The organism is Stenotrophomonas sp. PFBMAA-4, assembly GCF_030053215.1.
In the GTDB taxonomy this organism is placed as follows: Bacteria; Pseudomonadota; Gammaproteobacteria; order Xanthomonadales; family Xanthomonadaceae; genus Stenotrophomonas.
This window is the reverse complement of record NZ_JASGBW010000013.1, coordinates 1-11,764: the sequence shown is the minus strand read 5'-3', so window position 1 is coordinate 11,764 and position 11,764 is coordinate 1. Positions and strand designations below refer to the sequence as shown.

The 11,764-nt window shown below is 67.8% G+C and carries 11 protein-coding genes; 2 read left to right on the top strand and 9 right to left on the bottom strand.

From position 1 onward, the window contains the following. Positions 1 to 46 precede the first annotated feature (46 nt). Positions 47 to 2,158, top strand: a complete 2,112-nt coding sequence (locus QMZ26_RS10030) for a M13 family metallopeptidase (protein WP_079220473.1) — start codon at positions 47 to 49, stop codon at positions 2,156 to 2,158. A 230-nt stretch (positions 2,159 to 2,388) separates the two neighbouring features. On the opposite strand, the gene QMZ26_RS10025 is transcribed toward QMZ26_RS10030, so the two are convergent. Next, positions 2,389 to 3,315, bottom strand: a complete 927-nt coding sequence (locus tag QMZ26_RS10025) for an oxygenase MpaB family protein (protein WP_283221411.1) — start codon at positions 3,313 to 3,315, stop codon at positions 2,389 to 2,391. A gap of 308 nt (positions 3,316 to 3,623) precedes the next feature. Here QMZ26_RS10025 and QMZ26_RS10020 point away from each other — a divergent pair, with 308 nt between their 5' ends. Continuing rightward, positions 3,624 to 4,238 carry a hypothetical protein gene (locus tag QMZ26_RS10020; protein ID WP_079220468.1) on the top strand — a complete coding sequence of 205 codons (615 nt, stop codon included), beginning with the start codon at positions 3,624 to 3,626 and terminating at the stop codon, positions 4,236 to 4,238. A 74-nt stretch (positions 4,239 to 4,312) separates the two neighbouring features. Here the strand turns inward: QMZ26_RS10020 and QMZ26_RS10015 are convergent, their stop codons facing one another. From QMZ26_RS10015 to QMZ26_RS09980, 8 genes are all read right to left on the bottom strand, one after another. Then, the gene (locus tag QMZ26_RS10015) at positions 4,313 to 5,080 is read right to left on the bottom strand and encodes a LytTR family DNA-binding domain-containing protein (RefSeq protein WP_283221364.1); all 768 of its coding nucleotides are present in this window, start codon (positions 5,078 to 5,080) and stop codon (positions 4,313 to 4,315) included. After that, positions 5,070 to 6,329 carry a histidine kinase gene (locus QMZ26_RS10010; protein ID WP_079220466.1) on the bottom strand — a complete coding sequence of 420 codons (1,260 nt, stop codon included), beginning with the start codon at positions 6,327 to 6,329 and terminating at the stop codon, positions 5,070 to 5,072. Before QMZ26_RS10010 ends, QMZ26_RS10015 begins: the two co-directional genes overlap by 11 nt. Positions 6,330 to 6,492: 163 nt before the next feature. Further along, a complete protein-coding gene (locus QMZ26_RS10005; RefSeq protein ID WP_283221363.1) occupies positions 6,493 to 8,142 on the bottom strand; it encodes a M28 family metallopeptidase in 1,650 nt (549 codons plus the stop codon). Between the two features lie 278 nt (positions 8,143 to 8,420). Further along, positions 8,421 to 9,698, bottom strand: coding sequence for a sigma-70 family RNA polymerase sigma factor (locus QMZ26_RS10000; RefSeq protein ID WP_283221362.1), 1,278 nt, complete (start codon positions 9,696 to 9,698; stop codon positions 8,421 to 8,423). Positions 9,699 to 9,743: 45 nt separating this feature from the next. Further along, positions 9,744 to 10,100, bottom strand: coding sequence for a DUF1428 domain-containing protein (locus QMZ26_RS09995; protein ID WP_108745879.1), 357 nt, complete (start codon positions 10,098 to 10,100; stop codon positions 9,744 to 9,746). Positions 10,101 to 10,124: 24 nt separating this feature from the next. Then, positions 10,125 to 10,535: a VOC family protein gene (locus tag QMZ26_RS09990; RefSeq protein ID WP_079220462.1), complete on the bottom strand. Its 411-nt coding sequence runs from the start codon at positions 10,533 to 10,535 to the stop codon at positions 10,125 to 10,127. A gap of 39 nt (positions 10,536 to 10,574) precedes the next feature. After that, positions 10,575 to 10,997 (bottom strand): VOC family protein, encoded by a 423-nt coding sequence (locus QMZ26_RS09985; RefSeq protein ID WP_079220461.1) that lies wholly within the window; start codon positions 10,995 to 10,997, stop codon positions 10,575 to 10,577. Positions 10,998 to 11,058: 61 nt separating this feature from the next. Continuing rightward, positions 11,059 to 11,472, bottom strand: coding sequence for a YciI family protein (locus QMZ26_RS09980; protein WP_283221361.1), 414 nt, complete (start codon positions 11,470 to 11,472; stop codon positions 11,059 to 11,061). Between the last annotated feature and the right edge of the window lie 292 nt (positions 11,473 to 11,764).

Sequence of the window (11,764 nt, the reverse complement as noted above, 5' to 3'; positions counted from 1 at the left end):
CGCGCAGGGGATTAGACTTGGGGTTTTCCCGCCGCAAGAGAAGTCCATGTCCAAGCTGCGCCGTCCCACCCTGGCGCTGGCCATCGTCGCCAGCCTGTCCCTGGCCGCCTGCGACCGCCCGGCCGAACCGGCCGCCGGCACCCCCGCACCGGCCGATGCCACCCCTGCCCCGGCCAAGCCGATGCTGGGCAGCTTCGGCTTCGATGCCAGCGGCATGGACCGCAGCATCGCCGCCGGCGACGACTTCTTCGGTTTCGCCAACGGCACCTGGGTGAAGAACACCGAGATTCCGGCCGACCGCTCGCGCTTTGGCAGCTTCAACGTCATCGCCGAGAAGACCCAGGCCGATACCCGCGCGATCCTCGAGGGCGCGGCCGGCAATGCGCAGGCCAGCGGCGATGACAAGCTGATCGGCGATTACTACGCCGCGTTCATGGATGAGGCCGGCATCGAGAAGCGCGGCCTGGCCCCGGTGCAGCCGCAGCTGGCAGCGATCAGCGGCATCACCGACAAGGCGGGCCTGGCACGCGCGCTGGGCGGCGACATGCGCGCCGACGTCGACCTGCTCAACGCCACCAACTTCTACACCGACCGCCTGTTCGGCCTGTGGGTGTCGGTGGACATGCTGCAGCCGGACCGCAACGCGCCGTACCTGGTGCAGGGCGGCCTGGGCATGCCCGACCGTGACTTCTACCTGGGCGATGGCCGCATGGCCGAACTGCGCAAGCAGTACCAGGCCTACATCGCGCAGGTGCTGCAGCTGGCCGGCGTGGCCGATCCGGCCGGCAAGGCGCAGCGCATCCTCGCGCTGGAAACGAAGATTGCCCAGGCCCACGCCAGCCAGGAAGAAACCAACAACGTGACCCTGGGCGCCAACCCGTGGACCCAAGCGGACTTCAACGCCAAGGCACCGGGCATGGACTGGGCGGCGTTCCTGGACGCGGCCAAGCTGGGCCAACAGCAGGACTTCATCGTGTGGCAGCCCAAGGCCGTGGCCGGCCTGTCGCGGCTGGTGGCCACCGAGCCGCTGGACGCATGGAAGGACTACATGGCCTTCCACGCGCTCGACCGCGCCGCCGCCTACCTGCCGAAGACGTTCGCCGATGCCCGCTTCGCCTTCCATGGCACTGCACTGAGCGGCACCCCGCAGCAGAGCGACCGCTGGAAGCGTGCGGTGGACGATGCCAACCACGCCGTCGGCGAAGCCATCGGCAAGCGTTACGTGGAAAAGCACTTCGACGCCAAGACCAAGGAACGCGCGGACGAAATGGCGAAGAACATCATCGCCGCCTTCGCCAAGCGCATCGACGCCCTGGCCTGGATGTCGCCGCAGACCAAGGCACACGCCAAGGCCAAGGTGGCCGGCCTGACCGTGGGCATGGGCTACCCGGACACGTGGCGCGACTACACCGGCCTGGAGATCCGTCGTGACGACCCGCTGGGCAATGCGCAGCGCGCCGAGCAGTTCGAGTACGCACGCAACGTCGCCAAGCTGGGCAAGCCGGTCGACCACAACGAGTGGGCGATGCTGCCGCAGACCATCAACGCGATGAACGTGCCGCTGGAAAACCGCCTGGTGTTCCCGGCCGCGATCCTGCAGCCGCCGTTCTTCGATGGCGCCGCAGACGACGCGGTGAATTACGGCGCCATCGGCGCCGTGATCGGCCACGAGATCAGCCATGGCTTCGACAACGCCGGCGCGCTGTTCGATGAAACCGGCAAGCTGCACAACTGGTGGACGGCCGAAGACCTCAAGCAGTTCAACGCTGCCGGTGATGCACTGGCCGCGCAGTTCAGCAGCTACGAGCCGTTCCCCGGGGTGCACGTCAACGGCAAGCTGACCCTGGGCGAGAACATCGCCGACGTGGCCGGCCTGGGCACCGCCTACGACGCCTACCAGATGTCGCTGCAGGGCAAGCCGGGCCAGACCCTGGAAGGCTTCACCCCCGACCAGCGTTTCTTCCTCGGCTTCGCCCAGGCATGGCGCAGCAAGAGCCGCGAACAGGCCCTGCGCAACGGCCTGCTGACCGACGTGCACGCCCCCGGCCAGTACCGTGCGCTGACCGTGCGCAACATCGATGCGTGGTACCCGGCCTTTGAAGTGAAGGAAGGCCAGAAGCTGTACCTGGCCCCGGACAAGCGGGTCAAGGTGTGGTGATGTAACGCGAACGGGCGCCGCAAGGCGCCCGTTTTTCATGGGATGTGGCGTGCCATCCACGCATGGCGTGGATCTACGGCAGAGGCCAACCTTGGTTGGCGCTTTCCGCCATCCACGCATGGCGTGGATCTACTGCTGCGCGGCATGGATCCGTAGATCCACGCCATGCGTGGATACGCAGCATCGATCGTGCCAGTAGATCCACGCCATGCGTGGATGCGCGCGATGGATCACCCCCCGGCCGGCCACTCGCGCAACACGTCCACCGGCACGCCCACGCGTGCACAGGCGCGCGTGGCCAGGCCATCGGGCAACGCGCGGCGGAACAGCGGTGCCATGCCCTGCATCAGCCTGGCCGAGGCCGCCGCCTGCGTGCGCTGCCCCGCGCTGCGTTCCAGCATCGCCTCGGCCCAATCGGGCAGCAGCGCGGCCCCGGCCCCCAGGAACACCGCGCGTGACAGGCCCGGAATCGGAACCGGCAGATTGACCGTCGACAGCACCGCCAGCACTTCGCGCGAACGCGCATCGGCCAGCAGCTCCGGTTGCCGCGCGCAGAAGTAAGCCGCCACTTCCGCCTCGCTGCGCGGCACGTCCACCGCACCCAGGGCCTCCGCAACGCAGCGGTATTCGTCGTAGTAGCGGTCGGCGATCGACTCCGGCACGTCGCGCCCGTAGCGGCGATAGCCCTGCAGGAAGCCGAACGCCTCGGTCACGTGCACCCATGTCAGCAGCTGCGGATCGTCGGCGGCATAGGGCTCGCCCTGCGCCGTGCGGCCGCGGATCTGCGCATGGATGCGACGCACCTTGGCCACCAGTTTTTCCACTTCCCCTGCAGGTGCGTAGCTGGTGCCGGCGACGAAGGCCGTGGTCCGGCGCAGGCGGCCGACCAGGTCCTGGCGGAAGTTGGAATGGTCGTACACGCCGGCCAGCGCGCGCGGGTGCAGGGTCTGCAGCATCAACGCGCACAGGCCGCCGGCCAGCATCGAGGGCAGCTCGGCGTGCATGCGCCAGGTCACGCTGTCCGGGCCGAACCAGCCCGGGTCGCCCAGCGGGTGGTCGTAGTCGATGCCGCTCTGGCCGCGCGGGAAGGCATCAAGCACCCAGCGCCGGATCGGCGCGGTGACGGGGCGGGAAAGGCGGTGCAGCAGCGGCGGCATCTTCGGTCCAGGCGGTGGTGGAATGGCCGCGGTCTGCGCGGTCAGCCTCGATTCTGGGCGATCACGGCGGATGCGGCGAGCCTGGCGGGTCAGCCGGAGTTTCATGTGCGGCCGCAGCACATTTCACCCTGCGACATCTTGACGCAGGCGCCGAGCGCGATGATGCGCCGCAGCAACATTCACCCATTCAGACAAAACCCTTACGCCCCTAGGCATTTCACCCATTGCACGGCCCGCTGGAAGTGCTAGAACTGAATCCGCCACACCGTCCAATGCTGATCGACGCACGTTCCACAAGGGAGCCAGCCATGATTGCTTTGTTCAAGGGTTTGGGACTACTGCTTCGCGACAACGAGCTCTACCACAGCCCGTTCGACAAACAGGTCGCGCACTGGCGCAACCTCAGCGAGCAGCAGATCCGCGATGAAGTGGCGGTGCTGGCCCAGGCCAAGTGCCAATGGCTGATTGCCTCGATCATCGGCTGGCAGGCAGCGTCCCTGCTCATCCTCGGCCTGATCGCCAACTACCTCTGGCGTGACGATTACCACATCACCTTCACCCGCGTGGTCGTGGTGTTCGGTTCGTGGGTGTCGATCCTGTTCGTGATCTGGTTCATGGCCAACATGTTCGACCAGCAGGCCGGTTTCGAGCGCTGGATGAAGGCATTCAACAGTCGTGCGCGCATCACGTCCAAGGCCGACAGCGTCGAGTGCGTGGCCGAGGCGCTGGACCTGGCCGAGCACTACCCGGAAGTGCTGGACTACAAGCAGGCCGTCACCTCCAGGCGCGAGCTGCGCCACGAGGACATCCGCATCATGACCGAGATCGGGCGCATGCGGCAGCACTCCGAACTGGTCGGCCGGCTCAACCATGTCGGTGAGACCGAACACCACCACGATCTGACCCTGCAGCCAGCGTACTGATACCGGCGCACCGATCCAGGGAAGTGGGGGGAGCCACAATGCCACCGTGCACAGTCACGGTGGCATTGTTCTTTCTACATGCCGCGGAACAGGCTCATGAACGGCTGGCTGACCACCAGCGTCTCCGGCCGCTGCCGCAGGCGCAGCACGCCACGGCCGGTGTCATCGCGGCTGACCGCCGCCACCGCCTTCATGTTGACGATGGTCGAACGGTGCACCTGGCGGAAGTGCTGCGGGTCGAGCACTTCCAGCAGTTCGCGCAGCGGCGTGCGCAGCAGGCTTTCGCCAGCGCTGGTGACCACCGTGGTGTACTTGTTGTCGGCGCGGAAATAGACCACGTCCTCGAGCATGATCAACTGCGTGTCACGGCCGTTGCTGGCGGTGATCCAGGCCAGCGGCGGGCGGTCGGCCGCCTGTGAGGGGCCCAGGCGCTGCAGCAGGCGTTCCAGCACCGCGTCGTCCTGGCGCGTGTTGGGCAGGCGCGAAAGGATGCGCTCGCGGGTGGCCAGCAGGCGCTCGTCGCTGACCGGCTTCAGCAGGTAATCCATCGCGCCCTGCTCGAACGCATCGATGGCGTACTGGTCATAGGCGGTGACGAACACCACCTGCGTGCGCGGGCTCAGTTCGGACAGCGCGCGGGCCACTTCGATGCCGCTGATGCCGGGCATGCGGATATCCAGGAAGGCAATGTCCGGCTGCTTCTCGGCCAGCTGTTCCAGCGCACTGGCGCCGTCCTCGCATTCGGCCACCAGCTTCAGCTCCGGCCACAACCGGCCCAGTTGTTCCACCAGCGACTGCCGCAGCAGTTCCTCGTCTTCGGCGATCAGGGCTTCAAGCGGCATGGCTGCGTTCCTTGGCCGGCTGCGGCAGGGTCATGGTCGCGGCCACGCCGCTGGGGAAATTGGCGACGATCGCCACGCCCGCCTGCTCGCCGCAGGTCAGGCGCAGGCGCTCGCGCAGGTTCTTCAGGCCGATGCCGGTGCCACTGGTGCCCTGGCCGAAGCCCAGGCCATCGTCGGCCACGGTCACCGTCACGTGGTCGTCGAAACCACGCGCCAGGATCCAGATCGTGCCGCCGCCGGGCTTGGGTTCCAGGCCATGCTTGATCGCGTTTTCCACCAGCGTCTGCAGGGCCATCGCGGGCATGTGCACGCCGTGCAACTCGTTGGGCACCTGCACTTCCACCGCCAGCCGCGCGCCCATGCGGATACGCAGGATTTCCAGGTAGGCGCGGGTGCGCTCCAGCTCCACGCCCAGCGTGGACACCGATTCATCCACCTGCGGCAGGGAGCTGCGCAGGTACTGGATGAGGTGGCCGAGCATCTGTTCGGCGCGGCCCGGATCGGTACGCGTGAGCACCTGCGCGTTGGCCAGGGTGTTGTAGAGGAAGTGCGGTTCCACCTGCGCGTGCAGCAGGTTCAGGCGGGCCACCGACAGTTCCTTTTCCACCTGGGTCTGTTCGGCGGCGGCCTGCTCGTCGCGGCGCTGGTCGGCCACCCGGCGGGTGATCGCACGGGTGACCGCTTCGGCGTTCTCGAAGTTGCTGCCCTCATCCAGCGCCAGCAGATCGGCCCACCAGCCGGCATCGGGTTCGAACAGCAGGGTGACCGTGCTGGTGCCCTGCCCCGGGGTGACCGTGGCCTGCACGCTGTTGCGCTTGATGGCCAGCCGCGCCGGCAGGTTCCAGCGCGACGGCTGGCGGCCATTCCACGGATCGACGCGGCGCACGTAGGCGCGCACCTGCAGGCTGCCGGCGGCACTTTCCACGTCTTCCACCCGCGGCAGTTCAGCCACGGCGGCCTCGACCAGGGCAAAGGCCGGGCCGGCATCCAGCGGTACCTCGATCTGGCGGCGCTGGTGCCCGGACAGGGTGCTGCCGTCCAGCCGCCCCGCGATCAGCCACACCCGGCGCACGTGGGTGATGGCACTGCCCAGTGCGCTGATCATCAGGAACATCGCCAGCAGGCCGAAGATCCAGCCCGGGCCGTCGTTCATGCCGCTGAAGATGCCGCTCCAGACCATGCCGGCCACCAGCAGTGCCACGGCCCAGGCCAACAGGTGACGGAGGATGAGAGTGAAGCTGGCGATCACGGCGGCGCCTTGGAGGAAGGGGGTGAGCCGAGCATAGGCCGGCCCACCGGGCAAACAAGCGGCCTGCGACGAAGCCCCGGAAAGCGGGGATGGAAGCTGTTACGGGAACGCCGGGCATGGCCCGGCGCTACCGGTGGGTGGCGGGGCAGCGCCCCGCAATCCCTTATCTGCGCTGGTCGGCGCTGCTGTCACGCACGGCGCGGAACGACTCGCCGGTGCTCCAGTTCGGCCAGCTGCGCGCGTTGGCCAGCTGGTTGCCCAGCGTATAGAGCACTTCCAGGTCGCGCGCGGCACCAGCAAACACCCAGTCCGGCTGCCACTCGTCGCCCTGCTGGTGGTAGCGCTTGGCGGTGTAATCCTCCGAGGCCTTCCTACCGGCGGCCACGCCACCGTCCACCCAGTCCTGGCCGGCCGACCAGGACAGCGCCGGCACGCCACGCTTGGCGAACGAGAAGTGGTCGGAACGGAAGAACAGGCCCGCTTCCGGCTTCGGGTCGGGGGTGTAGCGGATGTCCCAGCCCTTGGCGACGTCCTTCAGCTGGTCCAGCAGTTCGAAGCGCGCGGTGCCATAGATGCCGAAATCGCGCGACGGGCCGAACGGTGCCATGCCATCCATGTTGATCGCCGCCACCGTGGTTTCCAGCGGGTACAGCGGGTGGGTGGCGTAGTACTCCGAGCCCAGCAGGCCCTTCTCCTCGGCGGTCACCGCCAGGAACAGCAGCGAGCGCTGCGGGCGCGGGCCCTTGGCGAAGCCCCGGGCCAGCTCGATCAGCGAGGCGGTGCCGCTGGCGTTGTCCAGCGCGCCGTTGAAGATGCGGTCGCCGCGTGCATCCGGTTCGCCCACGCCGATGTGGTCCCAGTGCGCGCTGTAGATGATGGTCTCGTCCGGGTGGCTGCTGCCCTCCAGGCGTGCGGCCACGTTGTGCGAAGTGATCACCTCGGTCTTCACTGCGTACTTCGCATCCAGGCTGGCGCCGGTCAGCGCCACCGGGGTGAAGTCGCGCTGCTGCGCCTTCTTCTTCAGCGCCTCGAAATCCTGCCCGGCCGCGCGGAACAGCTCGACGGCCAGGTCACGCTGGATCCAGCCTTCCAGCAGCGGGTGGGTCTCGGCCGGGTTGTCGCGCACCACGTCGAACATGGTGTTGGTGTTGGAGCCGGCCACGGTGGCCCAGCCGTACGAGGCCGGCGCGGTCTCGTGCACGATCAGCACGCCGAGTGCGCCCTGGCGTGCGCCCTCTTCGTACTTGTACGGCCAGCGCCCGTACCAGGTCATGCCCTTGCCGTCGAAGTCGCCCTTGCCGGTCTCGAAGTCCGGATCGTTGATCAGCACGACGGCGATCTTGCCCTTCAGGTCCACGCCCTTGAAGTCATCCCAGTTGCGCTCCGGTGCCTTCACGCCGTAGCCGAGGAAGACCAGCGGCGCCTTGCTGATGTCGACGTCGGTGGCGCCGTTCATGGCCGCGCGCACGGCGATCTGCTTGCCCTGGTCGAGGGTGAGGGTCTTGCCGCCCTGGTGCAGGGCCAGCTGCGGGGTGCCGACGATGTCGCCCTTGCGCAGCGGCACCGCCTGGGTCCACAGGCGCTGCCCGTCCTTCAGGTCACCGCCCGGCTGCAGGCCGGCGGCGGCAAACTGCTTGCTGAGGTAGGCAATGGTCTTCTCTTCGCCCGCGGTGGCCGGCGAACGGCCTTCGTAGGCGTCGGAGGCCAGCTCCTTGACGTCGGCGGAGATCCGCGCGCCGTCGAACTTCGGCGTGGCGGCCATCAGTGCGCTCGACACCGACAGGGCCAGGACGCCCAGTACTGCTCGTTTCATTGCTCTCTCCAGCAGGAAAATCCTTCCGGAGTGTAATGGGATTCGGCAGGGTTGCGCCCTGCACCTGCAGAGGCCAGAGCCGAAGCAACAGCAACAGCAACAGCAACAGCTAGCTTCCTGAGGATAGGCGGGGTGGGTCCGGTTGCGGGGGACGCTGCAAGTACGTCCATGTAAGCTCGGTCGCCGCATCCATGCGGCTCACGCCCCCGCAACCGGACCCACCCCGCCTTCGACAGACTCCCTGCGGCTGCCGGTGGGTGCCGACCGTTGGTCGGCACTCAACAAGAAGGGGTCAGATCTGACCCCGATGTCTGGGCGCGCGCCAGCAGCAGCGCGCGCTCGCGGGCGTTGCCGGTCATCGCGGCCGCCTGCTGGAAGGCGCTGGCGGCATCATCATGCCGGCCCAGCTGCTGCAGCAGGTCGCCACGCACCACCTGCAAGGGCGCATAGCCCTGCAACCGCGCATCGACCAGCAACGGCTGCAACAACCCCCAGGCCGCGAACGCACCGTCACTGCGCGACACCGCCACCACCCGGTTGAGGGCCACGACCGGCGACGGCATCACCTGCAGCAACTGTGCATACAGTGCGGCGATGCGCGCCCAGTCGGTATCGTCGGCGCGGCGCGCAATGGCATGGCAGGCCGCGATTCGGGCCTGCAGCACGTAGGCGTCGTCGCCACCGCCGGCCTCCAGCGCACGCTGCAGCACCTGCTGCCCGCGCTCGATCTGCAGCCAGTCCCAGCGCGCGCGGTTCTGCGCGTCCAGCAATACCGGCTGGCCTTGCGCATCGACGCGCGCCGCGGCACGCGACGCCTGCAGTTCCATCAGTGCCAGCAGCCCCAGCACCGGCGGCGCAGGCAGCCGATGGGCGAGGATGCGGGCCAGCCGCAGCGCCTCCTCGCACAGCGCCGGGCGCATCCAGTCATCGCCGGCACTGGCCGCGTAGCCTTCGTTGAAGACCAGGTAGATCGCCTCCAGCACCGACGCCAGCCGCTCGGGCAACGCTTCGGCGCGCGGCACTTCATAGGGCACCTGCTTCTGTACCAGGGTGCGCTTGGCGCGCACGATGCGCTGGGCGATGGTGGGCTCGGGCTGCAGGAAGGCACGGGCGATCTCGGTGGTGGTCAGCCCACCCAACAGGCGCAGGGTCAGCGCCACCCGCGCATCGGCCGGCAGCACCGGGTGGCAGGCCACGAACATCAACCGCAGCAGGTCATCACCGAGGTCGTCTTCCAGGGCCTGGGTATCATCGGGCGCAGGCAACGCCGCCGGGTGCAGTTCATCGCCCCATTGCGCATGCTGCTGCGCCACGCGCTGGTGCTGGCGCAGCACATCGATGGCACGGTTGCGCGCAGTGGTCATCAGCCAGGCTCCGGGATTGTCCGGGATGCCCTGCGCCGGCCAGCGCTCCAGCGCGGCCAGCCAGGTGTCCTGTGCCAGCTCCTCGGCGCGGCCGACATCACCGCCGAGCAGCCGCGCAAGGCGCGCGATCAATACCGGCGATTCCATCCGCCAGAGGGTTTCCAGGCGCTGGCTCAGGGCGGGCTCGGTCATGCGCCGATCACAGCACGCAGGCCGTGCCCGCACAAGCGCCAGCGCTCATGCCTGGACAATCGGCTTGAAGCCGCCCCAGAACATGCGCCTGGTATCGAACGGCATGTCCTTGGGGCCGATGCTGGCCAGGCGCGGGTCGGCCATCACCTTGGCGTTGATGCGGTCGCGCGCAGCCCGCGAGCGGAACACCACGAACGCGACGATGACCGTTTCCCCCGGCTTGGCCTTCACCGCGCGCGGGAACGAGGTGGACTTCCCGGGTTCGACATCATCGGCCACGCATTCCATGTACTGCAGCGCGCCGTGATCCTTCCAGACCGTGCCGGCCTTGCGGGCAAGGCGGCGGTAGTCGGCCACCTTGTCCTGCGGGCACGGCAGCACGTAAGCGTCCACGTAAGCCATGGTTTTCCTCCTCGAGGCGCGCCGTCAGCCCGGCTCGCCCTCCATGTGTGCGATTTCCCACAGGTGGCCATCCAGGTCCTGGAAGCCGCGCTGGTACATGAAACCGTAATCGCGCGCCGGTTGCGGTTCGCTGCCACCGGCGGCCACCGCCTTGTCCACCATCACGTCCACCGCCTTGCGGCTATCCGCCGACAGGCAGGTGATCACCTCGGTCTGCGCGTGCGCATCGGCGATGCCCTTGTTGGTGAACTGCTGGAAGAACGGCTTGACCAGCAGCATCACGAAGATGCTCTCGCTGATGACCATGCAGGCGGCATCTTCGTTGGTGTACGCCGGGTTGAAGCTGTAGCCCAGCGCGCTGAAGAAGTCCTTGGACTGTTGCAGGTCCTGCACGGGCAGGTTGACGAAGATCATCTGCGGTTGCGGTGCGCTCATCGTTGCGGTTCCTGTGCGGGTGATAGGTGATGGGATGGATCAGGGCTGCTTCATGCAGTTGACCATCCACGGCTTGCCGTAGCGGTCGATCAGCATGCCCCAGCGATGGGCCCAGAAGGTTTCGGCAATCGGCATCTGCACCTGCCCGCCCTCGGCCAGCGCGGCAAACACGCGCTCGGCTTCCTCGATGCTGCCGACGTCGACATTGATCGTGGTCGATCCGCCCTCGCCGCCACCCGGGCCATCGGCCGCCATCAGGATAGCGCCGTCGATCTCCAGCTGGCTGTGCGCCACATGGTCGAGGGTCTCGGCGGGCATTTCATTGCAGCCTGGCGAGCCGTCGGAAGGCGGCATGTCGCGGTACTTCATTTCCGAGGTGACCTGGCCACCGAGGGCCTTGGCATAGAAGGCCATCGCATCGTGGGCCTGGCCGCTGAAGCCAAGGAAGGGAATCAGTTTCATGGCGGTGCTCCGTTGGGTGGAAGCGCCGGGGCATTCCCGGCGAAGGGTCGGGTCAATCCGATCAATCTGCGAGCTGTTCCCGCAGACGCTGTTCCTGCTGCTGTAATTCGGGAGTGAAGGCTTCGCCGAAATCCTCGGCGGTGATCAGCGGGCGCAGCTCGAGGGTGCCGCCGGCGCCGAACGGGGCGCGGCTGGCCCATTCGACGGCCTCGTCCAGCGAGCGCACGTTCCACAGCCAGAAGCCGGCGATCTGCTCGCTGGGCGGCCCGAACGGCCCGGCCTGCACCTGCGGGGCGGCGGCGCCAAAATGAATGCGGCGGCCGCGTGCGGTGGCGTGCAGGCCTTCGCCGGCGAGCATGATGCCGGCGGCGACGAGTTGTTCGTTGTAGGCGCCCATTTCGGCCAGTTCCGCTTCGCTGGGCAGGCGGCCGGCTTCGGAATCGGTGTTGGCTTTGACGATGACCATGACTTTCATGCGGCTCTCCCGTGGGCGGCGTTCTGCGTGCCCTTCATCTGGTACGACGAACCGGGGGGACGGGAATCGACAGGCCTGCTGGAAATTTTTTTCCTGCGCGGAAGGCGCGCCTGCGGCGGGGGATCGGCGAACGGCGGAGCCCCTCCGTGGTGGGGGCTGAAAGCCTTGGTAATTGAGGGTTGGCCGGGAGGGTGGGTTGGCTGGGGGACGCCGTGAATACGTCCATGTAGCAACTGTGTTGCCGGAGGGGCGCCAGCCCTTCCGGCAGACGGACACGGTAGTGCCGGCCGCT